Genomic DNA, 24,496 nt, shown 5'->3' with positions numbered 1-24,496 from the left:
GAGAACATAATGGAATTCGATTATATCGTCATTGGTGCGGGTTCAGCCGGTAACGTGCTGGCGACCCGCCTGACTGAAGATGCTAACGTGAGCGTCCTGCTGCTGGAAGCGGGCGGTCCCGATTACCGTTTTGACTTTCGCACCCAGATGCCGGCGGCGCTGGCCTTCCCGCTGCAGGGTAAGCGCTACAACTGGGCTTATGAAACCGAGCCTGAGCCGTACATGAATAACCGCCGCATGGAGTGCGGACGCGGCAAAGGGCTGGGCGGCTCTTCGCTGATCAACGGCATGTGCTATATCCGCGGTAACGCCATGGATCTGGACAACTGGGCCAAAGAGCCGGGTCTGGAGAACTGGAGCTACCTCGACTGCCTGCCCTACTACCGTAAAGCAGAAACCCGCGATATCGGCCCGAACGATTATCACGGCGGCGACGGCCCGGTGTCGGTCACCACACCCAAAGCCAACAATAATCCGCTGTTTGAAGCCATGATTCAGGCGGGCGTTGAAGCCGGTTATCCGCGCACTGACGACCTGAACGGCTATCAGCAAGAGGGCTTTGGCCCGATGGATCGCACCACCACGCCAAACGGCCGTCGCGCCAGCACCGCGCGCGGGTATCTCGACCAGGCAAAAGGGCGTCCGAACCTGACCATCGTGACACATGCCACCACCGACCGGATTCTGTTTGAAGGCAAACGTGCAGTGGGCGTGGAATACCTGCAGGGATCGCATCACGAGAAGCACACCGCGCGCGCGCGCAAGGAAGTGCTGCTCAGCGCCGGGGCCATTGCTTCGCCGCAAATTCTGCAGCGCTCCGGCGTCGGCCCGGCCGACCTGCTGAAAAAATTCGATATCCCGGTGGTTCATGAGCTGCCCGGCGTGGGTGAGAACCTGCAGGATCACCTCGAAATGTACCTGCAATACGAGTGTAAAGAGCCGGTTTCGCTCTACCCGGCGCTAAAATGGTATAACCAGCCGAAAATCGGCGCGGAGTGGCTGTTTAACGGCACCGGCATCGGCGCCAGTAATCAGTTCGAGGCCGGCGGTTTTATTCGCAGCCGCGAAGAGTTTGACTGGCCAAACATTCAGTATCACTTCCTGCCGGTCGCCATTAACTACAACGGCTCAAACGCCGTCGATGCACACGGTTTCCAGTGCCACGTCGGCTCGATGCGCTCACCGAGCCGCGGCCGCGTTCAGCTGAAATCGCGCGACCCGCATGCGCACCCAAGCATCCTGTTCAACTACATGGCAAGCGAACAGGACTGGCAGGAATTTCGCGATGCCATCCGCATTACCCGCGAGATCATTAATCAGCCAGCGCTGGACAAATACCGCGGCCGTGAGATCAGCCCGGGCATTGACTGCCAGACCGACGAGCAGCTGGACGAGTTCGTACGTAACCACGGCGAGACCGCCTATCACCCTTGCGGCACCTGTAAAATGGGTACCGACGAGATGGCGGTAGTCGATGGCGAAGGCCGCGTCCACGGTCTGGAAGGGCTGCGGGTGGTAGACGCGTCAATCATGCCGCTGATCATCACCGGTAACCTGAACGCGACCACTATCATGATCGGTGAGAAGCTGGCCGATGTGATTCGCGGTCAGCAGCCGCTGCCGCGCAGCACCGCCAGCTACTATGTGGCCGGCGATGCCCCCGCGCGTAAAGAGCCGGCGCGCAAGGCGTCATGACCGACAGGGGCAGCGTAAGCTGCCCTTTTTTTTCCCTTTTTCCCACCAGACAAACGCCCCATATCGCAATTGCGAATATTTTTGAGACGCATTATCATCAACGCCCTTTCCCCAGCCCAACGGCGGTATGATGCGTATTCTGTGGTTATTCCTGCTGCTATTCTGCAGCGTCGCCTCGGCGCGTCAGGTGATCGATATCAGCGGCCGTCAGGTCACCCTGCCCGACACGCCGCAGCGTATCGTACTCGGTGAGAGCCGCATGCTGTATACCCTGGCGCTGCTGCTGCCGGACAATCCCGCCGCCCGGATCGTGGGCTGGCCCGCCGACCTGAAAAAATACGATCCGCAAAGCTGGGCGCAATATGCGGCGCGTTTTCCGGCGCTGGCGCGCATCCCGCAGCTGGGCAGCGGCAGCGTGCGCGACATGAATCCGGAGGCGGTACTGCAGCTGCGCCCGGACCTGGTGATTCTGCCGCAGCTGGCGAAAAGCGGCGAGCAGGAAGCCCATTTTATGCAGGTCATGGCTCAGGCCGGCGTGCCGGTAGTCAAGGTCGATCTGCGCGTCGATTTACTCCATCACACCGTGCCCAGCGTCAAATTGTTGGGAGACATCTTCGGCCAGCCCGCTCGGGCCGCCAATTTTATTGATTTTTATCAGACGCATATGGCGCGCATTCGTCAACGCCTTGCTTCCTACCACGGCGAGAAGACCCGGGTAATGCTGCAACTGCATCTTGGCCGCCGCGATACCTGCTGCACCACGGCAGTCAACGGCAACCTCGGGCAGCTGCTGGCGTTTGCCGGCGGCGACAACATCGCCGCCGCATCGGTACGCGGGGTGTTCGGCGAACTGAATCCGGAGCGGGCGCTGGCGGCGAAGCCGCAGGTGTATATCGCGACCGGCATGGCGGGCGGATCGGCCGATGAAACGCTGGCGCTTGGCCCGCAGGTTAGCGAGTCGGACGCCCGCAGTAGCCTGAGGCGTCAGCTGGCGGCGCAGCCGCTGCTCAGCCAGCTGGCAGCGGTGCGCAACGGCCGCACATTTGGCCTGTGGCACAATTTTTATCTCAGCCCTTACCACGTGGTGGCGGCAGAGTAGATGGCTAAGGCCCTGTATCCAGAGCTGTTTGCGGACGTTGATCCGCAGCAGACGCTGCAGCAACTTTACCAGCGCTTTCTGCCGCTGGATTTCACCGGGACCTTCTGGGTAGCACTGCATAATGAAAAAAACCTTCACACTGATCCTCGCCCTGCTGCCGCTGGCGGTACAGGCGGAAGAGACGCTGGTCGTCAGCCAGCAGGCTGATAGCCCCTCCTCCGACTATCAGTCGCTGGACAGCGTCACCGCCATGCGCGCGCCGGCGCGACTGCTGGATACGCCGCAAAACGTCACCGTGGTGCCTCCGGCGCTGCTGGACGACGACGACGCCCGCTCGCTTGACGAGGCGCTGGGCTACGTCAGCGGCGTCACTCAGGCCAATACGCTGGGCGGCACCCAGGACGCCTTTATTAAGCGCGGCTTTGGCGATAATCGCGACGGTTCAATCCTGCGCGACGGTGTGCGGTCGGTGCAGGCGCGCAATTTTACTCCTACCAGCGAGCGGGTCGAGGTGCTGAAAGGCCCGTCGTCCATGCTGTATGGCATGAATGAGCCGGGCGGACTGGTAAACATCATCAGTAAAAAACCGCTGCTGACGCCGCGCATTCACCTGGACGGGCGTACCTACGGCGAAAGCGGCGGCGGCGGCGGCCAGCTGGACGCCAGCGGTCCGCTGGGAACCAGCGGCTTCGCCGGCCGGCTGATCGTGGATCATGACGAAGTCGACTACTGGCGAAATTTTGGCCGCAGCCGGCAAACGGTGGTGGCTCCGTCACTCAGCTGGTACGGCCCCAGCACTACGGTCAATCTGAGCTGGGAACACATGGAGTACCTGCTGCCATTTGACCGCGGCACGGTGATCGATCCCCGCACCGGCAAGCCGGTCAGCACGCCGCGGGAGCGCCGCTTTGACGAAGCGTTTAACGCCACCCGCGGCGATCAGGATACGCTGCGCGCCGGCGTCGAGCAGATCCTCAGCGACCGCTGGACGACTCAGCTGAACTACGCGTTTAGCCGCAATCGCTACCGTGATAATCAGGCGCGCGCGACGGCGTTTGACGCCGTCAGTGGCCTGCTGACCCGCCAGCCCGATGCGACCGCCGATGCGCAGAGCCGCTCGCAGCTGGTGCAAGCGACCCTGAACGGCGATCTCGACTGGGGGCGAATTCACCATCAGCTGCTGGTCGGCATGGATTATGAGGCAGATCGCACCTTCCGCGGTGATATGATCCGCGGTACGCGCACCCGCGACCAGTTTGATATCTGGCATCCGCAGTACGGCGTCCTGAAGCCTGCCACCGCGATCAGCGCCAAAGACAGTGACCAGCGCGAAAATATCGACAGCCGTGGGGTGTTTGTGCAGGACGCGATGCGCCTGAATGATCATCTGCAGCTGATCGGCGGCCTGCGCTACGATCGCGTCGCGGTGATGGCCGGTAAGGGGCGGCCCTTTATTACACGTACCGAAAGCCGCGACAGCCAGCTGGTACCGCGCGTCGGGGTGGTGTGGAACCTGAATCCACTCTCCAGCCTGTACGCCAGCTACACCGAATCCTTCAAGCCAAACTCATCGATTGCCTCAGAGATCGGCGCGCTGCCGCCGGAGCGGGGACAGGCGTGGGAGGTCGGCTATAAGCTGGCGCTGGCGCAGGGCATTACCGGCACGCTGGCGCTGTATGATATCCAGAAGCGGAACGTGATGGTCAGTGAGCTGGTGGCCGGTGAAGCGGTCACCCGCACCGCCGGCAAGGTGCGTTCGCAGGGTATCGAACTGGATCTGGCGGGCCAGCTCACCGAGCGGCTAAGCCTGGTGGGCAGCTACGCCCTCACGGATGCACGGATAACCGCGGATCCGGAGAATAACGGTAACGCGCTGGCCAACGTCGCCCGCCACACCGCCGCCCTGTTCCTCACTCGCGATTTTGGCAGCACGTCCCTGCTGGCGGCAGATAACCTGCGCGCCGGCATTGGTGCCCGCTACGTCGGACGCCGCGCCGGTGATGCCGCCAACGGTTTTTACCTTGATGATTACACGGTTGCCGACGCCTTTGTGCGCTGGACCCTGCCGCTGGGGCAGAGCCGGATCGGCTGGCAGCTCAACGTAAAAAATCTGTTCGACAGCACGTACTATCCGTCCAGTGGCGGGGACCTGCGGGTGGCCGTTGGAGAGCCGCGCGAGGTAGTGTTAAAGGCCAGCGTAGATTTTTAATGGGTCGCAGTCATGCCAACGTTACACGCTGCCTATCTCCCTTCATAGGGAGACAGGCGTCTCAGCGGAGCTTATTTCTCACGTCGTCAACTTCTTCGGGTCACATCGGATGACGTTCGGTGATCCGGTATAAACCGGGCACGCGCCTCATCCCTCTCCTTTCCCATTAATGCCCATAAAAACGCAAAATAAAACGACCGTATGATAAAGAAACGGTAATCTTTTTTCTTTATCACCCAAAAGTCTGCCCGTAATACCCTTCCTTCGAAGGAATGAAATTAACTTTAAAAATTAGATAGATAGATTAAATATTCACGTATTTCTCAGCGCTGGAAGTACATATCATTTTTAGCGATAAGATATAATAAAGAAGAATATATGCTAGCCTTTTTGAAAAAAGAGGTATTTTAAGCATATTCAACTAGTTAAACACGTAAGCTCGTCTGCGTTCTGACTTATCGCCTTAGCCAGAGTTACGAATACGCTGCGGCTACACCGTGCGATACTGATAGCATTCAGCCGCCCTACTGATTGTGCAGATGCCATGATTCCCCGCGCGGGCGCCGGAATTCACGGCGAAAGAACATCAGCAGTGAGGAGCAACCTGCTGCGCGGTCCCGGGGGCCTTGCCAGATGAAAAAAGCAACCGTAAAGCGTCTCGGCTCTGATACCCCTCTTCGCCGGACTCTCGCGGTGCAAGAGCCACGGTATCAACACCGCCGGAAACATGACGCCGCCCCCCCTGCAACAAGGGTGCGAATGGGTCAGGAAAGGGAGGAAAACGCAGCCCGCATAGCTGTCAGATAAGGCGGGCCAACTGACGCGATGAGCATCAGACTGACGCCGCTTGTTTCAGAAACGAAGGGTTATTTGGTGCCTTTGTCCCGGGACATCTTATCCAGCCAGCCCATCACAAACGCCGACAGCACAAAGGTAAGATGAATGATCACGTACCACATCAGCTTGTTGTCTTCGATATTGCGGGCATCCATAAACACCCGCAGCAGGTGGATGGAGGAGATGGCAACGATCGAGGCCGCCACTTTATTCTTTAGCGAGCCGGAGTCCATTTTGCCGAGCCAGCTGAGCTTCTCTTTGCTGTCATCAATATCCAGCCGCGAGACAAAGTTCTCATAGCCGGAGAGCATCACCATCACCAGCAGTCCCCCCACCAGGGTCATATCCACCAGCGACAGCAGCACCAGAATCAGGTCTGCCTCAGCGATCGACAGAATATTCGGCAGAATGTGAAAAATTTCCTGGAAGAATTTAATGGCCAGCGCCAGTAACCCCAGAGATAAACCGATATAGACCGGCGCCAGCAGCCAGCGCGAAGCGTACATCAGATTTTCGGCGAAGCGTTCCATAATGTCCCGTTCAAAGTTCAACACGGCCGCCAGTATAGCGTAAGCCGACGTCGGCAGGGCAAGGGGGGATGGCCGCTTGCGATGAAATTTAATCCTTTTTACACTGACGGCAGCGGCGTATCCTGGCCGCTACGCCTCTTCCCATTCTGCTGCTGTGGAAACCGCCATGTCCCTGACTGCTCTGACCCACCTGCGCGCGCTGCCCGCCGCCGAATGGGATGCCCTGCTGCCTTCCCCTCAGCCCTTTCTACGCCATGCGTTTCTCAGCGCGCTGGAGGAGAGCGGCAGTCTCGGGCCGCGCAGCGGCTGGGCACCCTGCCACCTGCTGTGGCACGCGCAGGGCCGGCTATGCGCGGCCGTGCCGGGCTATGTGAAAGGACACTCAATGGGGGAATACGTGTTCGATCAGCGCTGGGCGGAAGCCAGCGAGCAGGCGGGGATCCCCTACTATCCCAAATGGCTGGGGGCGGTACCGTTCTCTCCGATCGGCGGCGCGCGCCTGCTGGGTGACGCCAATGCCGCCGCGGCGCTGTTGACCGCGCTGCCGGACTTTCTGGCGCAGCGACAGCTGATGAGCGCACACCTCAATTTCATCGACGCGACCGCCCATACCCTGCTGGCCGCGCAGCCGGCACGCTGGCTGTCCCGTATAGGCTATCAGTATCACTGGCATAACCGCGGCTATCGCGACTTTCAGGATTTTCTCGACGCGCTCAGCTCGCGCAAGCGTAAGCAGATTCGCAAAGAGCGTCAGCGGGTACGTGAGCAGGGCATCACCTTCCGCTGGCTTGATGTGGCGCAGGCGCAGGAAACCGACTGGGATACGGTCTACCGCTGCTATGCCAACACTTATGCGGTGCGCGGTCGCGCCCCCTATTTAACCCGGACATTTTTTAGCCTGCTGGCGGAGCGGATGCCAGAGGCAATCCGCGTGGTGTTCGCTGAACGGGCCGGGCGCCCGCTGGCCATGGCGTGGAGCCTGGTGGATGACGCGACCTTTTACGGCCGCTACTGGGGCTGCAAAGAAGAGGTAGATGGCCTGCACTTTGAAACCTGTTTCTGGCAGGGCATTGAGGCAACGATCGCCAGCGGGCGCCAGCACTTTAACGCCGGGGCGCAGGGGGAACACAAGCTGCTGCGGGGCTTCGAGCCGGTGTTGACGCACTCCTGGCATCTGCTGCGCCATCCCGGGCTGGCGCAGGCCGTGGAGGCGTTTCTCGCCCGGGAGCGTCCGGCGGTGCGCGCGTGGGCCGACGAAGCGCGCGCCGCCCTGCCCTATCGCCTCGGCTAATTGGCGCCGACAAAGCCGCCGGTCTGATGCTGCCACAGGCGGGCATATAATCCGCCCTGCTGCAGCAGCTCGCGGTGGCTGCCCATTTCGACGATTCGTCCCTGATCCAGCACCACCAGCCGGTCCATTTTGGCGATGGTCGACAGGCGGTGGGCAATAGCAATCACCGTTTTGCCCGCCATCAGCGTCTCCAGGCTCTCCTGAATCGCCACCTCCACTTCCGAGTCCAGCGCCGAGGTCGCCTCATCCATAATCAAAATCGGCGCATCTTTCAGCAGCACGCGCGCAATCGCAATGCGCTGACGCTGCCCCCCGGAGAGTTTTACCCCCCGCTCGCCAGCGTGGGCCGCCAGCCCCCGCCGCCCGGCGTCATCCGCCAGATGCGGAATAAAGTCCTCCGCTTTCGCACCGCGGATCGCGTGTGCCAGTGCGGCGCCATCGGCGTCCGGTCGCCCGACCAGCAGGTTATCGCGAATCGATCGGTGCAGCAGCGAGGTGTCCTGAGTGATCATGCCAATCTGCGCGCGCAGGCTCTCCTGGCTGACGCCGGCGATGTCCTGCCCGTCGATCAGAATGCGACCGCCATCAAGGTCATACAGGCGCAGCAGCAGGTTCACCAGCGTGGATGTCCCCGCGCCGGAGGGGCCAATCAGCCCCACTTTTTCTCCGGGGCGCAGGGTCAGGGTCAGGCCGTCGATCACCGGACGCGCCGCACCGTAGTGAAAGCGCACCCGCTCAAAACCGATCTCGCCGCCGCGCACCACCAGCGGAGCCGCATCCGGTGCGTCGGTGACGGTAAGCGGCTGGGTAAGGGTCTTCAGCCCGTCCTGCACCGTGCCGATATTCTCAAAGATGCCGTTCACCACCCACATTATCCAGCCGGACATATTCACGATGCGGATCACCAGCCCGGTGGCCAGCGCAATGGCACCGACGCTGATCCGCGACTGCGACCATAGCCACAGCGCCAGCCCGCAGGTTATGCCGATCAGCAGGCCGTTCAATACGCCGAGGCTCACGTCCATGGCGGTCACCATCCGTCCGGAAGCCCTGGCGCGGTCGGCATTTTCCTGCATCACCTCGCGCGCATGAGCCCGCTCCAGGTCGCGATGGGCAAACAGCTTCAGGGTAGTGATATTGGTGTAGCCATCCACGATACAGCCCATCAGCCGCGACCGCGTTTCCGACGCCGCCACCGAACGCGCTTTGACGCGCGGCACGAAATAGCGCAGAGCCAGACAGTAGGCCACCAGCCACACCAGCAGCGGCAGGCCCAGCCGCCAGTCGGCATCGGCAAACAGCACCAGTGAGGTGACGATATACACCAGCACGTGCCACAGGGCGTCTACCGCCTGCACCAGCGAATCCCGCAGCGCCTGGCCGGTCTGCATTACCCGCTGGGCAATCCGCCCGGAGAAATCGCGCTGAAAAAATGACAGGCTCTGCTGCAGTATCCGGCTGTGATTTTGCCAGCGGATCAGCCCGGTCATCCCCGGGTTAATGGTTTGATGGACCAGCACATCATGCAGGCCGGTAAACAGCGGGCGCAGAATCAGCGCCACCGCGAGCATCGCGAGCAGCTCTCCGCCGTGATCGGCAAACAGCCGCGCGCCGGAGGTGCCGTTAACCAGATCGATAATCCGGCTCAGATAGCCAAACAGCGACACTTCGATCAGCGCCACCACCAGCCCGACGCCGAGTAGCAGCGCAAAGCTCGGCCAGACCTGCCGCAGAAAAAACAGGTAGAAGCCGCTCAACCGCGCCGGCGGCTCCTCGCCCGGCGCGGGCGCGAACAGATCGATCATTTTTTCAATACGGCGAAACATTATCCATCCAGATGCGGGGAAAAGCCTCAGCATAGTGCATGGCAGACGGGAGGGGTAGGGGCCGCTGTGGGTGATACAGCGCAGCGAAAAAACGGCCGCGCGTCAGGACGGCGAGGGAGACGGCAGCCGAACGCGGCGATCGGGCCCGCTGCCAGTGGAGACCGGACGCCGTCGGCGGCAGATGCCACCGGTGTGCTTAGCCGGCCAGCAGACCAAGATGTTCGACCAGGATCGATCCGCCGATGCCAATCAGCACTACTCCGCCGACAATTTCCGCCCACTTGCCCACCGCCGCGCCGAGAAAGCGGCCCAGCAGGATACCGGCGGCGGCCATCAGGGTAGTGGCCGCGCCAATGGTCAGCGCGGTCGTGACAATATTGACCTGCAAAAACGCCAGCCCGACGCCGACGGCCATCGCATCCAGGCTGGTCGCAACCGCAGTCGTGGCCAGCAGCCAGAATCCGTGACGGCGCGGCGCCTCTGCCGGCTCACTGTCGTCTTTGCGGAAACCTTCGACGATCATGCGCACGCCAAGCACGAACAGCAGCGTAAACGCCACCCAGTGATCCCACTGCATAACAAACTGGCTGGCCGCGAGGCCAATGCCCCAGCCGATCAGCGGGGTGATCGCTTCAATGCAGCCGAAAATGATGCCGGTGCGCAGCGCTTCTTTCACCGATGGCCGGTGCAGCGCCGCGCCTTTACCGATCGCCGCGGCGAAAGCGTCCATCGACATGCCAAAAGCCAGAATTAAGGTCGCGTAGAAGGTCATACATGTGCCTGATATCTCCCCCTTTTCCTCTGAAATGCGCAGAAAGGAAAGCTGAACGGGGCCAAATGCGTTAAGGGAGCGTATCCTGGCATAAAAAAGAGAAATAAAAAAGAGTTTAAAATCATGCAGTTAATTATAGCCAAGGCTATAATTATTACCCTCAGCTAAAAGCGCTGCAAAAACGCGCGGCCTGATGCCGCGCTGCGTTACCATACCCGATACACCTGCCCGCTCTGGATGCCCTGCACGCTCCGGCGATAGGCCAGCGCCACCCGACTGGCCGCCGCGCTCTCAAAGCCGGGGAAGTACGGACCATAATGCTCCAGCGCTTCGGTCAGCACCGTTGGACTGACGGCGTTAATCCGCTGACGCGGAAGCTCGTTCGCTGCCGCTTCGACAAAGCCCTCCAGCGCGCGATTGACCGCCATTGCACTCACGCCCTGAGCAATGGGTTGCTGAGCGAGAATGCCGCTGGTTAACGTAAAGGAGCCGCCGGCGTTAACATAATGCTGGCCGATCAGGACCAGGCGAACCTGTCCCATCAGCTTATCATTCAGCCCCAGCGTGAACTGCGCCGGCGTCATCGCCCGCAGATCGCCAAAGTGGACGTTGCCGGTCGCGGCAATCACCGCGTCCACCGCGCCGACGGCGCGAAACAGCGCCTCCACACTCTCATCGCGGGTTAAATCAACCTGTAAATCTCCCGACGTACGCCCTGCGCTGATGATGTCATGATCGCGCGCCAGTTCAGTAACGACGCCCTGCCCCACGGTGCCGGCGGCACCCACCACTAAAATTTTCATACGGTTCTCCTCAGTGAACGGAATCACCATCATCCGCTAACGCAATCCGGTGAAAAACCGGCCATAATTTCCATCACCTGAAACCTGGAGTTTGCAATCATGGATAATTTGCGGGCGCTGGCAGCGTTTGTTGCTGCCGTAGAAGGCGGCAGCTTTAGCGCCGCTGCCAGACAGCTGGAGATGACCGCGGTGATGGTCGGCAAACACGTGCGACAGATGGAGCGCGAGCTGGGCGTGCGCCTGCTGGAGCGTAATACCCGTCGCCAGCACCTGACCGAAGCCGGTCAGCTTTGGTATACGGAAGCCAAACACATCCTGTCACGCCTGCAATGGGCGCGCGGACGCGTAGACGCACTGAAGCGCTTCCCCTCTGGCTGCCTGCGCCTGTCGGCCCCCACCACCCTGGGCAGTACGCTGATTGCCTCGCTGGCCGCCCAGTATCAGCAGAGTTGGCCCGATGTGCGTATTGAACTGACCCTGAGCGATCGCTACGTTGATCTGATTGCCGAGGGGTTTGATCTGGCGATCCGCATCGGCGATCTGCCGATAGACAGCCCACTGGTGGCATGCTATCTCGGTGAGTATCAGATGGTGATTTGCGCCACGCCGCACTACCTGGCACAGCACGGCACGCCGCGGCAGCCCGGCGATCTGCCCGGCCACCGCTGCCTGGGCAATCTGCTGTGGAACAAACGCAATGCCTGGCGCCTGGGAGAAATACCGCTGTGGCCCGACACCACCACTTTCGACTGTAACGACGGTCAGGCACTGCGCCAGGCGGCGCTGGCCGGAGCGGGACTGATCTTGCAGCCGCTGGTCCTGCTGGCAGAGGACATTGCCGCCGGGCGACTGGTACGCCTGCTCGATCACGCGCTGCCCGCCGCCCGGCCAATTCATCTGCTGTGGCATCAGGATCACCACGCCAGCGCTAAACGCCGCAGCTTTGTCGACTTTTTAGGTGCGCACGCCCCGCCCCGGCTGGCGCCCTCCCTTGCCGCCGCGGCGCATTTCCCGGACAATGCCGGCTGACAAGAGGAAGCGATCACCATGAAGAGTCATTTCGACACCCTGCTGTTCCCGATGTGGACGCTGATGCTGGGGTTTTTATCGGCGCTGCTGCTGCCCGCGCCCCAGTTTAGCCTGACCCTGACCCGCCGGCTGATGGACCTGTTTCACTTCAGCGACCTCAGCCAAATGTACACGCTGGTATTCTGCCTGTGGTTTCTGCTGCTGGGCGCGCTGGAGTACACGCTGATTCGCTTTATCTGGCGCCGCTACTTCCGCATTCAGTAGCGCCAGCACCGCTCAGGGGTGGTCTGCCAGAATCATCAGCAGGCCATTACTGAGGATCACCACGCCAATGAAAAACAGAATGATCACGCCGTAGATATCGATCTTTTTCATCCCTTGCTCCTTATTCACACAGCACGCGCCAGTTCACCGCGCTGACGCTTTTTTCCAGGCTGATGCGGCAAACAATGTGCTCTATCTCTCGCTGCGCCGCCGGTAACGCAAGAATGTCAGCGCTGACTTCCATCCGGCAGGGATCGGCGGTGTCGGCGCTGTTCAACCCCTGCAGCCGCAGCGGTGCGCCGTTGATTGCCTGTAAAATCAGCGTACGCACCAGTATTTCATCCTGGCCACCGCAGACAATCTGCAGGCGATAACGCTGTTCGGCTTCGCAGTCCGGTGCTTTTGGCTGCAGGCTAATGCGCGCGGCGGCCTCACGCAGCAGCACGTTGGCACACAGCAGTACCAGCGTTGCTACCAGCGCATTGGCAAACTGCCCCAGTCCGCAAAGCACGCCAACGGCGGCCGAGCACCACAGCGTGGCGGCGGTATTCAAACCGCTGATGGTCATGCCCTGACGCATGATCACCCCCGCACCAAGGAAACCGATCCCCGACACCACCTGCGCCGCAATGCGGCCCGGGCTGTCCGGTGAGGTGCTGACCGAGCTGAGAATAAACATCGCCGCGCCGGTAGCGACCAGCGCATTCGTACGTAATCCGGCAATACGCTGACGCCACTGACGTTCAGCACCAATCAGGGCGCCGAGCAGCAGCGCCAGCGCCAGATGCGCGATAAAGGGAGTCCAAGCCATATTCAGGCCCTCCGTTGCGGCGCCGCAGCGCCTGAGCAATAACGGGCGTGCACAGGCACGCCGGGACACAATCCACGATTAACGCGGCGCGCCGCCCGGAGGGAACAAGCTGTGAAAGAGAAAACAGTGACGCATAGCCCGCTCCTGCATGAGGGGATGTGATCTGTATCGGGAATGCGTATCGGTACTGCGATGACGACATTGCCCAGCCGGTATGGCAGGCAATATCAGACTGGCCTGCCTCAGACGTTTTTACGGGGTCGATAACTGTCCAAGGGGATGCTCCTGAAGAAAATCTGCCGCCAGCATAGTGCTCAGGGCCTACACCAAAGCTAAACAAACCGGGTGATTGTGACATCGGATAGCCGGTACGGACCGGCAAGTGAGAAAAAAACACTTAAAAAAGTTACAAAAGCTCAACATTTTTTTATTTCTATTATCGAAATGTTATATTCCCCGCCGCATGTATAACATGCAGTTAACCCGCGTCCGCCGTGGGTGTTGTTGTGAGTACCCGTATCGCTTGTATTGAAGCAGAGAATGGCCCGTCAGAGGCGTACCTGCTTCACCTGCAAACCATGTTGCATGAAAACACTGGAGAAATCGCCACATGCGCAAGATCGCAGTTCTATTGGCCCTCTGTATGAATGCCGTCGGCTTCAGCAAACAGGCCATGGCCGAACAGGAAAAAAACGTCGATGTCCTGCTAATTGGCGGCGGTATCATGAGTGCCACGCTCGGCACCTACCTGCAAGAGCTGGAGCCTGACTGGCGTATCGGCATGGTCGAGCGTCTTGATGCCGTAGCAGAAGAGAGTTCTAACGGCTGGAACAACGCCGGCACCGGCCACTCCGCGCTGATGGAAATGAACTACACGCCGGAAAAAGAAGACGGTACCGTCACCATCAAAAAAGCGGTCGAAATCAACGAAGCCTTCCAGGTCTCTCGCCAGTTCTGGGCGCATCAGGTCGAGCGTAACGTGCTGACCAACCCGCACAGCTTTATCAACAGCGTGCCGCACATGAGCTTCGTGTGGGGTGATGAGAACGTTAACTTCCTGAAAAAACGCTACGCGGCCCTGCAGGCCAGCACCCTGTTCCGCGGTATGGAATTCAGTGACGATCCCGAGCAGATTAAAAAGTGGGTACCGCTGGTCATGGAAGGGCGCGATCCGCAGCAGAAAGTGGCGGCCACCCACATTACCATCGGTACCGACGTAAACTACGGGGAAATCACCCGTCAGCTGGTGTCTGCGCTTCAAAAGCGCGACAACTTTAGCCTGCAAACCGGCCATGAAGTGCGCGACCTGACGCGCAATGACGATGGCAGCTGGAGCGTCACCGTTCACGATCTGAAAAACGACAGTGACAGCGTGATTAAGGCGAAATACGTCTTTATCGGCGCCGGCGGTGCGGCCCTGCCGCTGCTGCAGAAAACGGGCATTCCGGAATCGAAAAAATATGCTGGCTTCCCGGTGGGCGGCGAATTCCTCGTGACGGAAAACCCGGAAGTGGTGAAACGTCACCTGGCGAAAGTCTACGGTAAAGCCTCCGTTGGCGCGCCGCCGATGTCGGTTCCGCACCTGGATACCCGCGTACTGGATGGCAAACAGGTTCTGCTATTTGGCCCGTTCGCCACCTTCTCCACGAAGTACCTGAAAAACGGTTCGCTGTGGGATATGTTTGGCTCGATAACCACCAGCAACCTGATGCCGATGGTACACGTGGGCCTGGACAACTTCGACCTGGTGAAATACCTGATAAGCCAGGTGATGCTGTCTGACGACGACCGCTTCGCCGCGCTGCAGGAGTACTTCCCGGACGCGAAGAAAGAGGACTGGCGCCTGATTCACGCCGGCCAGCGCGTGCAGATCATCGAGAAAGACGCGGAAAAAGGCGGCGTACTGAAGCTGGGTACCGAGGTTGTAGCGTCAGAAGATGGCACCATGTCCGCGCTGCTGGGCGCCTCACCGGGTGCCTCCACCGCCGCCCCGATCATGTTGCACCTGATGGAAAAAGTGTTTAAAGACCAGGTGCAGACGCCGGCATGGCAGAGCAAGCTGAAAACCATTATTCCGTCTTATGGCACCAAGCTGAACGGTAACGTGGCCGCCACCGAGCACGAACTGGCCGAAACCAGCCGCGTGCTGCAGCTGGACTACCAGCCGATGCAGGCCGCCAATGACGACGCCGGCGCGCCGGCGGCTACGCCAGCCGCCCAGAGCGCCGCGCAGTAATCCTGCCTTATCCCCTCAGGGCCAGCTTGCTGGCCCTTTTTTATGCCGCAGCATCAGACCAGCGCGCTCAGCATCATCCACAGAGTGGTGGCCACCAGCATCAGCGCCATCACCGTGTTAAATGCCCGCCGCTTCCACGCTACCTGCAGATGGCGCCCCAACCGATCGCCCATCAGCGCCCAGATAAAGATGCAGGGAAAGTTTACCAGCGAAAACCCGACGATCACCGACCAGACGCCGTGGGCGGCATAGAGCAGCGCCACATTGCTACACATCAGCCACGCCTTCGGATTGACCAGCTGAAACAGCGCCGCACCGGTCAGCGTCATGGGTCGGCCCGACGCGCACGCCGCGGGTGCGCCGGCGCGAAACAGCTTCCACGCCAGCCACAGCAGGTAGCCACCGCCAACCAGCGTCAGCGGCAGGCGCAGGCTCTCCATCCAGCGCAGCAGCTCATCAAGCACGCGCCAGATAAGCAGCGTCTGGACAGCGCAGCCAACCACAATTCCCAGCATCATCGGCAGCGTGCGCCGGAGACCGTAGTTAACGCCGGAGCTGGCTAACAGCAGGTTGTTCGGTCCGGGGGTGATGGACATCACCGTGACATAACTGAAAAATGAGGGATCTAACATCGTGGCACTCCTTGGCAATAATGAGACGCTCAGGCTACTGCGCGCGATGAAATGGAAACAGTGACAAAAAAATAATATTGTTAAGGTAACAATTTTGTTTTTTACAAACTGTACCCTCTTTTTTAAGGAACCACTGTGCCCCCGACCTCGTCCCGCGATCGCACCCGCTATCAACAGCTGGCCGATGCACTGTCCGCCGCCATTCATCAGGGCACGCTACCGCCAGGCAGTCGCCTGCCGGCAGTGCGTCAGTGCGCCGCTCAGCAGCAGCTCAGCGTGAATACCGTGCTGGCCGCCTACCGACTGTTAGAGAACCGCGAGCTGATTGAGGCGCGTCCGCAGTCCGGCTATTACGTGCGCGGCGTGCTGCCATCCCTCAGCACCCGCCCCGCACAGCGCCCACAGGTCAGCGTTCCGGGCAGTGAACATCGGGATTTGATCGCGGCCGTTTTCGCGGCGCAGAATCATCCGGACTACACCAATATTTCGCTTGCCTGCCCGCAGAACAGCGACTTTTATCCAGTGGTAAAACTGGCGCGGATCACCGCGGGGATCCTGCGCCGCCATCCGGCGCTCACCGGCCGCTACGCGCTGCCACCGGGCAGTGCGGCGCTGCGCGGCGAAATCGCCCGGCGGGCCGCCCAGCTGGGCATGACGCTGTGCGGCGACGATATCACCCTGACCCACGGCTGCATGGAGGCCCTACAACTGGCGCTGCGCGCCGTTACCGCGCCGGGTGACAGCGTCGGCGTGGAGAGTCCAACCTATTTTTATCTGTTCCCGCTGCTGTCCAGCCTGGGGCTAAAGGCCGTGGAGATCCCCACCGATCCCGAGCAGGGTATCGCGCTGGATGCGCTGGAGCTGCTGCTGCGCGAAGGCCGGCTGCGGGCGATAATTGCCATGCCGACGGTACAAAATCCGCTGGGCTTTACCATGCCGCTGGCACATAAGCAGCGCCTTGCCGCGCTGGTGAATCAGTGGCAGGTACCTCTGATAGAGGACGGACTTTACGGTGAGTTGCAATTCCGTCAGCCGCTGTCGCCGGCGGTAAAAAGTTTCGATCGCGGCGGCTGGGTGCTGTACTGCGCCAGCTACACCAAAACGCTTGCGCCTGATTACCGGCTGGGCTGGATCGCCGCCGGTCGCTTTGCTGAACAGCTGGCCCAGTTAAAGAGTGTGTCTTCCATGAGCGAGTCCGCACTGCTCTCCGAGGCGCTGGCGGAATTTCTGATCGGTGGCGGTTACGATCATCATTTGCGCCGACTGCGATTGCGCTACGCGCGCCAGCTGGACGAGGCGCGGGGGCTGATTGCCCGCCACTTTCCGCATGGCACCCGCGCCACCCTGCCGACCGGCGGCTTTGTTTTTTGGGTAGAGCTCCCTTCCGGCATCGACACCGTTGCCCTGTTTCACCGGCTGCTGGCGGAAAAAATTTGTGTCACACCGGGCGCGCTGTATACCCTGAGCGAACGCGGCAGGCACGCTTTGCGTCTGTCCTGCTGCTATCCGTTCGATGAACGCTATGTTGCCGCCATTCGCCGCACGGGCCAGCTGGCCAGCGAAATGTTGACTCTCAGGAGCCCAAAATGAGCCCACGCACGTTTAAACAAGTGGATGTTTTTACCGCTGAACCACTGCGCGGCAACCCGCTGGCAGTCGTGCTGCAGGCCGACGGACTGAGTGATAGCCAGATGGCGGCAATCGCCCGCTGGACCCACCTGTCGGAAACCACCTTCGTGCTGCCCGCCAGCCACCCGGACGCCGACTATTCCCTGCGTATTTTTACGCCGGGTGGTGAACTGCCGTTTGCCGGCCATCCGACGCTGGGTAGCGCGCACGCGCTGCTGGAGTCGGGACTGCGCCCCCGACAGCCGGGCCGGCTGGTGCAGCAGTGCGGCATTGGGCTGGTGACCATTCGCGCTGATGGCGACGGATCGCTGGCGTTTGCCGCTCCGCCCGCCAGCCTGATGCCTTTCCATGACGCCCGGCTCGACGCGGTGCCGGGTACCGGGCACGCCTGCAGGGTGGACATGGGGATCCGCTGGCTATTGGTACCGCTGCCCAGCGCCAGCGCGGTGCTGGCCGCGGAGCTCGACAGCGTAACGCTGAGCGGACTACAGCAGGCGGCCTGTGCTGATGGCGTGGCGCTGTTTGGCCCGCACGCCGGAGGTGAGGCGGATTACGAAGTGCGTGCGCTGCTGATGGAGGCCGGCGAGCGAGTTGAAGATCCGGTCACCGGCAGCGCTAACGCCTGCCTGGCGCGCTGGCTGGCGGCGCAGGGTAAGACACGGGATTATCGCGTGCGCCAGGGGACCCGCCTGCAGCGCGCAGGCCTGGTGCAGGTGCGCTTTCGCGATGACGCGATCTGGGTTGGCGGCCGCTGCGTCACGGTAATCGACGGCACGCTGCGCGTCTGATCGAGGCAGAACGACTATACTTTTTTTACCTTCGCAAAACAGGATGCACAGAGTTCATGACGGACAATCACCCGGAGAAACACCCGGCGGAGCAACCGCTGATCACTATCAAAACCGGCGTCAAACAGGTAGACCACTCCATTACCCTGCTGTCGCGCTTTATCAGCTGGTTCCAGGCCATACCGGCGGTGGCGCACTTTATTCGGGCGGTGAACCGGTTTAATGATCGGCTGGGTAGTCAGTTTGGTGCCGCCATTACCTACTTTTCGTTTCTGTCGCTGATTCCGATCCTGATGGTATCGTTTGCGGCGGTCGGCTTTATTCTCGCCTCCAATGAGTCTCTGCTGACGGAGCTTATCAATAAGATCGTGAGCAGCATCAGCGATCCGGGGCTGGCCAACACGCTGAAAAGCACGGTCAATACCGCTGTACAGCAGCGCACCACCGTCGGCCTGACCGGCCTGGCCATTGCGCTCTACTCCGGAATTAACTGGATGGGTAATCTGCGGGAAGCGATCCGCGCCCAGTCGCGCGACGTCTGGGAGCGGGCCCCCGACGATCTGGAACCGATCTGGAAGCGTTATCTGCGCGACTTTGTCTCACTCACCGGCCTGATGCTGGCGCTGATTATCACCCTCGCCCTGACCTCCGTGGCCGGTTCGGCGCAGGCGGCGATTGTCAACGCGCTGGGGTTACAGGACATAGACTGGCTGCGTCCGGCGATGACGCTGATTGCGCTGACCATCTCCATTAGCGCCAACTATCTGCTTTTTTTATGGATTTTTTGGATACTTCCGCGGCACAAACCGCGCAGGAAGGCGCTGCTGCGCGGTACGCTCCTCGCCGCGATCGGTTTCGAAGTGATCAAATTTATCATGACGCTGACCCTGCCGAAGCTGGCCAGCTCGCCCTCCGGCGCGGCCTTTGGCTCAGTGCTCGGCCTGATGGCGTTTTTTTACTTCTTCGCTCGCCTGACGCTGTTTTGCGCCGCGTGGATAGCCACCGCGAAATATAAAGGCGATCGCGAAGTGCACGCGCCCGACGATCATCACGGTTGAGCCATCAGGCCACAGGGAGGTGGCCTGAGTCTCCGACGCATTTTGGCAGAAAAAACTGCCCGCTGGGCAGATAATAGACTAAAAACAGGATATTCAGCCGGGATAACACTTTTATTTTGTCATTTTGCAGTGGTTATCGCCATAAAACTCGCTATTCGCACTGCCATTCTCCATAAATAAACCACTGACGGAAATTATCGACTTTTCCCCGCCTCTTCCCGACTGACGACCGCCTTTTCGCCATTGAACCCACCATTTTCACTGCGTAAGATGCCTGTTTATGTTTATTTACAAATAAGAAACAGTTATGCAAGCCACCCTCACAGCCCCATCCGAACATGAGCAGGACGCCACGCCGGTAAATTCACGCGGTAAAGTGGTGATTGCTTCGCTGGTCGGCACCGCCATTGAGTTTTTTGATTTCTATATCTATGCCACCGCGGCGGTCATTGTATTTCCGCACATCTTCTTTCCGCAGGGGGATGCGACCGTCGCCACGCTGCAGTCGCTGGCCACCTTCGCTATCGCCTTTGTCGCCCGCCCGATCGGCTCCGCCCTGTTTGGCCACTTCGGTGACCGCGTTGGCCGGAAGGTGACGCTGGTTGCCTCGCTGTTGACCATGGGCGTCTCTACCGTAGTGATCGGCCTGCTGCCGGGCTACGCGACCATTGGCGTCTGGGCACCGCTGCTGCTGGCGCTGGCGCGCTTTGGTCAGGGCCTCGGGCTCGGCGGCGAGTGGGGCGGCGCGGCGCTGCTGGCCACGGAAAATGCCCCGGCGAAAAAGCGTGCGCTGTACGGCTCATTTCCACAGCTGGGCGCACCGATCGGCTTCTTTTTTGCCAACGGTACCTTTCTGCTGCTCTCCTGGCTGCTGACGGACGATCAGTTTATGAGCTGGGGCTGGCGCGTGCCGTTTATTTTGTCAGCGGCGCTGGTGATTGTGGGCCTTTACGTTCGCGTCTCACTGCATGAAACGCCGGTGTTCGCCAAGGTGCAGAAAGAAAATAAACAGGTGCGGGTACCGATGGGTGCGCTGCTGAAGCACCATATCAAACCCACCGTGCTCGGCACTTTTATCATGCTGGCGACCTACACCCTGTTCTATATCATGACCGTCTATTCAATGAGCTACGGCACCGCGCCGGCGCCCGCCGGGCTCGGTTTTTCGCGCAACAGCTTTTTGTGGATGCTGATGGTCGCGGTAATTGGCTTTGGCGTGATGGTACCGGTGGCCGGTCTGCTGGCCGATCGCTTCGGCCGCCGCAAAACAATGATCACCGTAACGCTGATGATTATCGCCTTCGGCCTGCTGTTTCCGCTCCTGCTCGGCTCCGGCAGCCAGCTGGTGGTTATGCTGTTCCTGCTGGTGGGCCTGAGCGTAATGGGGCTGACGTTTGGTCCGATGGGCGCCCTGCTGCCGGAGCTGTTTCCGACCGAAGTGCGCTACACCGGTGCGTCGTTCTCCTACAATTTATCATCGATTCTGGGCGCCTCCGTGGCCCCCTATATCGCCACCTGGCTGAACAGCCACTACGGGCTGACCGCCGTAGGACTCTACCTGGTGGCCATGGCCAGCCTGACGCTGATTGCGCTGCTGTTGTGTAAAGAGACCCGGCACCAGACGCTGTATTGAGCCGTGGACCGGCGGATTAGCGCCGGTCCTTGCCCTGCTTCAGCACGTTGGTGCACTGATTGTTGTCGCCCTCACTGGGGGAGATCAGCGCCAGCAGGGCCGCCGCCGGCGCCACCACCGCGCCCAGCGCCACCGCCGCCGCGCCGCGTGCAAGCAGCGGACCGGTTTTCACCCCGGCATCCGGGTTCTTAAAGGTGCCGCGAACGTACAGCGGCGAGCGCAGGGTCAGAATGCGGATACCCTTGCTCTCCGGATTGATCGACAGATCCAGTCGCTCGTTCGCAAAGTTAGCGGTACCGGTAATGTTGATCAACGCGTTTTCGGTATCCAGCACGAAAAGCCGACTGCTGGCCAGACCGTTTCGCACGTCGAGATCCACCGCTGCGCAATTAATTTTTACCTCATCATCGCCGAACAGTTTGCCGACGATATAGTTCCCCACGTTCAGCCCGACAATCTCCATCAGGCTGCGGCTAATCAGGCCATCATTCATCAGCAGCTTCAGATCGCCATTGCTGGTCGCCAGCAGGTCGGCCACCGAATTACCGCTGCCGCTCAGGGTAGCATCGCCGTTAAGCTGACCGAGGCTGCTCTGCATCGCCGAGACGTCGGCAAACAGCTGCTTCAGCCTCAGGTTGCGCGCGTGCAGATCGGCGCGGCCGCGCATCGGCGAGCGGTCGCCCTCCAGCCGAATGCTGGCATTCAGCGTTCCCCCCGCCAGTGCAAAACGCAGCGGATCCAGCCGCAGTACCCCGGCCTTCATCATCAGATGCGTGTACAAGTCGCCAATGGGCAGCCGCTCGCCATGCTCAATGCGTTTACCGCGAAACGTCACGTCGGCATCCATTGTGTCCCAGCTGCGGGTATCGAACCGGTCATGCGGTAACACGCGGTCGGCGGGCTGGGTTGAGGCATCGCCGCGCGCGGCCTTTGCCCGCGCCGTTTTCTCACTGCCCTTACCGGAATCCACACCAATCAGAGGCCCCAGGTCCGCCATCCGCAGCTGCTGCGATGTCAGCTCACCCTGCAGCCGCGGACGCGGCTTCGCCTGAGTCCAGGTCAGCGTACCGTGGATGTCGCTATCACCAATGTGGCCATTGAAATCTTGATAACGAAAGCGCATGCCGCCCGGCGCGTTTAAGCGCGCGCTCAGCCGACCGTCCGTGGCGTACGGCGGCGTATCCGGCAGGAGCACGCCGGTAAGATCGAAGAGGTCAGCCAGCGTGTCGCCGGAGAAGCGCAGGCGCAGGTCCAGCCCGCCTAAGTTCAGCGGATCGGTGAGCGTCCCGGCCAGCCTTACCCGGGTCGCGCCATTACGGATATCCGCCTGCAGCGGAAACGGCGTGCTGCTGCTGCGTAACGCCAGCATACCGCCCACTTTTCCCTCACCGTTCAACCGCGCGCGCTGCCAGGTACCTTCCGCCAGCCAGCCAAACACGAAGTCCCCGGCGCGGCCGTCGTGACTTTCCCCACCGGCCAGCTGCGCAAAGGGCACCGGTTTCCCCAGCGGATCGATCCGAATGGTCACATCAGCCTGATTGATCGCATCGCGATAGCGGATCCGCCCGCGATCGAACATCACGTTATCCAGCCGGAAGGTCCACGCCGACGGCGTACTGTCGCCCTCTTCCGGACTGTCAGCCAGGGTAAAGGTCCAGTTATTCTGTTTCCCGGCGGTTTGAATCAGCTGCGCATCGGGCTGAACCAGCTTGATCCACGGCAGATAAACCTGTTTTCCCAGTAGCGCCAGCGGCGCAAGCGTAGCTTCCACCCGCTGCAGGTGTACCATGGTCACCTGCGGGATGGCCGCAGGGTTGCCCAGCACAATATCCTCGGCGTGCACGTATGGCCAGGGCACCCAGCTGCGCCAGCCCGGTTCATCGCGCTGCCGTGCCCAGTGGACGCCTAAGTCGCCGCGAATGGCGAAGGGTCGGTTCAGCTCAGCTGACACTTTCTTATTGATCATCGGCTTCAGGCAATTCCAGTCAAAAGTCGCGATAATCACCGCCACCACCACCAGGATGACTCCCACGCCACCCGCCGTCCAGCCCACCACTTTTCCCGTGCGCGACATGCCTGTCTCCATGAAATTATCGTTCAGTAAAGATAGACGATCGCACGGCAGCACGAATCTCTGTACAGAAATACCCTACCGACCGCCAATGACGCTATGCTGTCAACATACCATTGACCACGTGATTGGAAGGATATCGTATGATGGAAGTTTGGGGACGCCGCACCTCATCGAACGTGCAGGCCGTCATGTGGTGCCTGGCGGAACTCAATCTGCCGGTAACCCGTTACGATGTGGGCCACCGTTTTGGCGGCAACGACACGCCCGCGTTTCTGGCAATGAATCCAAATGGTCTGGTACCGGTGTTGAAAGACGGCGAGGCGCCGCCACTGTTCGAGTCGGCGGCCATTAATCGCTATCTCGCCAATCGCTATGGTCAGGCTCCCTTCTGGCCGGCAGATCTGGCGACGCGAACCCGGATAGATATGTGGGCTGAATGGGCCAAAGTGAGCGTTTCTCTGCGCTTTACCGCACCGATTTTCTGGCAGCTGGTGCGGGTACCCGCCGCCGACCGCAATCTTACCGCCCTGAATCAGGCCATTGATCAGCTGAGCAGACTGCTGGCGATTGCCGATGCGCAGTTGCAGCAGCATGATTATCTGGCCGGCGATGCGCTCACGCTGGCGGATATCCCGTTTGGCTCACTGCTGTATCGTTACTACGATCTGGATATGCCCCGCGCGCCGCTGCCCGCGCTGGCAGAGTATTACGCCCGCCTGTGCGAACGTCCGGCTTATCAGCAGCACGTGATAGTCAGCTACGATGAATTGCGCCTCTCGCCGCCCTGAACTGACCGGGCGGCACGATTTGACCGCGGGAGCAAACGCGTCGCGCAGTGAAAGAATGGCGCTGCTCCGCCCGTAATTAAGGGTGGGCTTCCCCGTGGATTCAGTATCCGGAGACGCTATAAAAGCGGCTATCCTCTCCCTCTCTCCCGGCGATGAAGCTTCCGGTGCCAGCGAGTCTCACGCCTCACCGCGGATCCTTGAGAAGCCCGGCCGTGCCCTTGGGATCGCGCGGCCTGGGCGAGCGCTGAGCGGAAATCGCCCCGTGATGTCCCCTGCGGATAACGGGGTCACGCTGCTGGTTGCCCCGACGGCGGTTAAGAACGCATCATGATCGATCGCGAGAGCAGCAGCTGGGTAGCCCTCTTTACGGCGATGGACTTCAGGCTGGTGGGAATGGTCCCACGTCTGCCGGATGAGGGGCAGCAGGATGGACCCAACGCGCTTTGCTAAGCCTGTCAGCCCGCTCCACGACCCCATCGCGCAATACCGCGC

Annotated in this window: 19 protein-coding genes and 1 pseudogene; 13 read left to right on the top strand and 7 right to left on the bottom strand. The window is 60.7% G+C overall.

Annotation, left to right across the window (positions count from 1 at the left end; all coding sequences use genetic code 11):
* Positions 1 to 9 precede the first annotated feature (9 nt).
* The 3 genes and pseudogenes from betA (at position 10) to BS626_RS11340 (ending at position 5,003) form a co-directional block, all read left to right on the top strand.
* Positions 10 to 1,695 carry a choline dehydrogenase gene (gene betA, locus BS626_RS11350; protein WP_075182508.1) on the top strand — a complete coding sequence of 562 codons (1,686 nt, stop codon included), beginning with the start codon at positions 10 to 12 and terminating at the stop codon, positions 1,693 to 1,695.
* 130 nt (positions 1,696 to 1,825) lie between these two features.
* Positions 1,826 to 2,920: pseudogene (locus BS626_RS11345) on the top strand (ABC transporter substrate-binding protein); the annotation flags it as partial.
* Positions 2,916 to 5,003: a TonB-dependent siderophore receptor gene (locus BS626_RS11340; RefSeq protein ID WP_075182506.1), complete on the top strand. Its 2,088-nt coding sequence runs from the start codon at positions 2,916 to 2,918 to the stop codon at positions 5,001 to 5,003. The pseudogene BS626_RS11345 and the gene BS626_RS11340, both read left to right, overlap by 5 nt.
* 866 nt (positions 5,004 to 5,869) lie before the next feature.
* Here BS626_RS11340 and BS626_RS11335 read toward each other — a convergent pair.
* Positions 5,870 to 6,370 (bottom strand): TIGR00645 family protein, encoded by a 501-nt coding sequence (locus tag BS626_RS11335; RefSeq protein ID WP_075182611.1) that lies wholly within the window; start codon positions 6,368 to 6,370, stop codon positions 5,870 to 5,872.
* 166 nt (positions 6,371 to 6,536) lie between these two features.
* Between BS626_RS11335 and BS626_RS11330 the strand changes: the two genes are divergently transcribed.
* Complete coding sequence (locus tag BS626_RS11330) at positions 6,537 to 7,661, top strand: GNAT family N-acetyltransferase (protein ID WP_075182505.1); 1,125 nt, start codon at positions 6,537 to 6,539, stop codon at positions 7,659 to 7,661.
* Here BS626_RS11330 and BS626_RS11325 read toward each other — a convergent pair.
* From BS626_RS11325 to BS626_RS11315, 3 genes are all read right to left on the bottom strand, one after another.
* Positions 7,658 to 9,490: an ABC transporter ATP-binding protein gene (locus tag BS626_RS11325; protein WP_075182610.1), complete on the bottom strand. Its 1,833-nt coding sequence runs from the start codon at positions 9,488 to 9,490 to the stop codon at positions 7,658 to 7,660. The genes BS626_RS11330 and BS626_RS11325 overlap by 4 nt on opposite strands.
* A gap of 193 nt (positions 9,491 to 9,683) precedes the next feature.
* Positions 9,684 to 10,259 (bottom strand): manganese efflux pump MntP, encoded by a 576-nt coding sequence (gene mntP / locus BS626_RS11320; protein WP_075182504.1) that lies wholly within the window; start codon positions 10,257 to 10,259, stop codon positions 9,684 to 9,686.
* A 206-nt stretch (positions 10,260 to 10,465) separates the two neighbouring features.
* Complete coding sequence (locus BS626_RS11315; RefSeq protein ID WP_075182609.1) at positions 10,466 to 11,062, bottom strand: short chain dehydrogenase; 597 nt, start codon at positions 11,060 to 11,062, stop codon at positions 10,466 to 10,468.
* A 99-nt stretch (positions 11,063 to 11,161) separates the two neighbouring features.
* Here BS626_RS11315 and BS626_RS11310 point away from each other — a divergent pair, with 99 nt between their 5' ends.
* Together BS626_RS11310 and BS626_RS11305 are read left to right on the top strand one after the other, a co-directional pair.
* A complete protein-coding gene (locus tag BS626_RS11310) occupies positions 11,162 to 12,091 on the top strand; it encodes a LysR family transcriptional regulator (protein WP_075182503.1) in 930 nt (309 codons plus the stop codon).
* 18 nt (positions 12,092 to 12,109) lie between these two features.
* Positions 12,110 to 12,355, top strand: coding sequence for a DUF1158 family protein (locus tag BS626_RS11305; RefSeq protein ID WP_075182502.1), 246 nt, complete (start codon positions 12,110 to 12,112; stop codon positions 12,353 to 12,355).
* A 121-nt stretch (positions 12,356 to 12,476) separates the two neighbouring features.
* Here the strand turns inward: BS626_RS11305 and BS626_RS11300 are convergent, their stop codons facing one another.
* On the bottom strand, positions 12,477 to 13,166 hold the full coding sequence (locus tag BS626_RS11300) for an MgtC family protein (RefSeq protein ID WP_075182501.1): 690 nt from the start codon (positions 13,164 to 13,166) through the stop codon (positions 12,477 to 12,479).
* Between the two features lie 610 nt (positions 13,167 to 13,776).
* On the opposite strand from BS626_RS11300, the gene BS626_RS11295 reads away from it, so the two are divergent.
* Positions 13,777 to 15,402: a malate:quinone oxidoreductase gene (locus BS626_RS11295; protein ID WP_075182500.1), complete on the top strand. Its 1,626-nt coding sequence runs from the start codon at positions 13,777 to 13,779 to the stop codon at positions 15,400 to 15,402.
* A 53-nt stretch (positions 15,403 to 15,455) separates the two neighbouring features.
* On the opposite strand, the gene BS626_RS11290 is transcribed toward BS626_RS11295, so the two are convergent.
* Positions 15,456 to 16,034, bottom strand: coding sequence for a LysE family translocator (locus tag BS626_RS11290; RefSeq protein WP_075182499.1), 579 nt, complete (start codon positions 16,032 to 16,034; stop codon positions 15,456 to 15,458).
* Positions 16,035 to 16,169: 135 nt separating this feature from the next.
* Between BS626_RS11290 and BS626_RS11285 the strand changes: the two genes are divergently transcribed.
* The 4 genes from BS626_RS11285 (at position 16,170) to BS626_RS11270 (ending at position 21,142) form a co-directional block, all read left to right on the top strand.
* The gene (locus tag BS626_RS11285) at positions 16,170 to 17,624 is read left to right on the top strand and encodes a PLP-dependent aminotransferase family protein (protein ID WP_075182498.1); all 1,455 of its coding nucleotides are present in this window, start codon (positions 16,170 to 16,172) and stop codon (positions 17,622 to 17,624) included.
* Positions 17,621 to 18,451 carry a PhzF family phenazine biosynthesis protein gene (locus BS626_RS11280; protein WP_075182497.1) on the top strand — a complete coding sequence of 277 codons (831 nt, stop codon included), beginning with the start codon at positions 17,621 to 17,623 and terminating at the stop codon, positions 18,449 to 18,451. The genes BS626_RS11285 and BS626_RS11280 overlap by 4 nt, the downstream gene beginning before the upstream one ends.
* Positions 18,452 to 18,507: 56 nt before the next feature.
* Positions 18,508 to 19,509, top strand: coding sequence for an inner membrane protein YhjD (yhjD, locus tag BS626_RS11275; protein WP_075182496.1), 1,002 nt, complete (start codon positions 18,508 to 18,510; stop codon positions 19,507 to 19,509).
* A 307-nt stretch (positions 19,510 to 19,816) separates the two neighbouring features.
* A complete protein-coding gene (locus BS626_RS11270; RefSeq protein WP_075182495.1) occupies positions 19,817 to 21,142 on the top strand; it encodes an MFS transporter in 1,326 nt (441 codons plus the stop codon).
* Between the two features lie 16 nt (positions 21,143 to 21,158).
* Here BS626_RS11270 and BS626_RS11265 read toward each other — a convergent pair whose 3' ends face one another.
* A complete protein-coding gene (locus tag BS626_RS11265) occupies positions 21,159 to 23,216 on the bottom strand; it encodes an AsmA family protein (RefSeq protein ID WP_075182494.1) in 2,058 nt (685 codons plus the stop codon).
* 140 nt (positions 23,217 to 23,356) lie between these two features.
* On the opposite strand from BS626_RS11265, the gene BS626_RS11260 reads away from it, so the two are divergent.
* Together BS626_RS11260 and BS626_RS18985 are read left to right on the top strand one after the other, a co-directional pair.
* Positions 23,357 to 24,004 carry a glutathione S-transferase family protein gene (locus tag BS626_RS11260; RefSeq protein ID WP_075182493.1) on the top strand — a complete coding sequence of 216 codons (648 nt, stop codon included), beginning with the start codon at positions 23,357 to 23,359 and terminating at the stop codon, positions 24,002 to 24,004.
* Positions 24,005 to 24,331: 327 nt separating this feature from the next.
* Positions 24,332 to 24,454 carry a hypothetical protein gene (locus BS626_RS18985; RefSeq protein ID WP_256374844.1) on the top strand — a complete coding sequence of 41 codons (123 nt, stop codon included), beginning with the start codon at positions 24,332 to 24,334 and terminating at the stop codon, positions 24,452 to 24,454.
* Positions 24,455 to 24,496: the final 42 nt, after the last annotated feature.

Origin of the sequence: Pantoea sp. 1.19 (genome assembly GCF_001922585.1) — a bacterium.
Lineage (GTDB): Bacteria > Pseudomonadota > Gammaproteobacteria > Enterobacterales > Enterobacteriaceae > 1-19.
This window is presented reverse-complemented; position numbering and strand designations above follow the sequence as displayed.

Coding starts and splice junctions, on each gene's coding strand:
- betA (WP_075182508.1), top strand. CDS start 10: ATGGAATTCGATTATATCGTCATTGGTGCGGGTTCAGCCGGTAACGTG.
- BS626_RS11340 (WP_075182506.1), top strand. CDS start 2,916: ATGAAAAAAACCTTCACACTGATCCTCGCCCTGCTGCCGCTGGCGGTA.
- BS626_RS11335 (WP_075182611.1), bottom strand. CDS start 6,370: ATGGAACGCTTCGCCGAAAATCTGATGTACGCTTCGCGCTGGCTGCTG.
- BS626_RS11330 (WP_075182505.1), top strand. CDS start 6,537: ATGTCCCTGACTGCTCTGACCCACCTGCGCGCGCTGCCCGCCGCCGAA.
- mntP (WP_075182504.1), bottom strand. CDS start 10,259: ATGACCTTCTACGCGACCTTAATTCTGGCTTTTGGCATGTCGATGGAC.
- BS626_RS11315 (WP_075182609.1), bottom strand. CDS start 11,062: ATGAAAATTTTAGTGGTGGGTGCCGCCGGCACCGTGGGGCAGGGCGTC.
- BS626_RS11310 (WP_075182503.1), top strand. CDS start 11,162: ATGGATAATTTGCGGGCGCTGGCAGCGTTTGTTGCTGCCGTAGAAGGC.
- BS626_RS11305 (WP_075182502.1), top strand. CDS start 12,110: ATGAAGAGTCATTTCGACACCCTGCTGTTCCCGATGTGGACGCTGATG.
- BS626_RS11300 (WP_075182501.1), bottom strand. CDS start 13,166: ATGGCTTGGACTCCCTTTATCGCGCATCTGGCGCTGGCGCTGCTGCTC.
- BS626_RS11295 (WP_075182500.1), top strand. CDS start 13,777: ATGCGCAAGATCGCAGTTCTATTGGCCCTCTGTATGAATGCCGTCGGC.
- BS626_RS11290 (WP_075182499.1), bottom strand. CDS start 16,034: ATGTTAGATCCCTCATTTTTCAGTTATGTCACGGTGATGTCCATCACC.
- BS626_RS11280 (WP_075182497.1), top strand. CDS start 17,621: ATGAGCCCACGCACGTTTAAACAAGTGGATGTTTTTACCGCTGAACCA.
- yhjD (WP_075182496.1), top strand. CDS start 18,508: ATGACGGACAATCACCCGGAGAAACACCCGGCGGAGCAACCGCTGATC.
- BS626_RS11270 (WP_075182495.1), top strand. CDS start 19,817: ATGCAAGCCACCCTCACAGCCCCATCCGAACATGAGCAGGACGCCACG.
- BS626_RS11265 (WP_075182494.1), bottom strand. CDS start 23,216: ATGTCGCGCACGGGAAAAGTGGTGGGCTGGACGGCGGGTGGCGTGGGA.
- BS626_RS11260 (WP_075182493.1), top strand. CDS start 23,357: ATGATGGAAGTTTGGGGACGCCGCACCTCATCGAACGTGCAGGCCGTC.
- BS626_RS18985 (WP_256374844.1), top strand. CDS start 24,332: ATGATCGATCGCGAGAGCAGCAGCTGGGTAGCCCTCTTTACGGCGATG.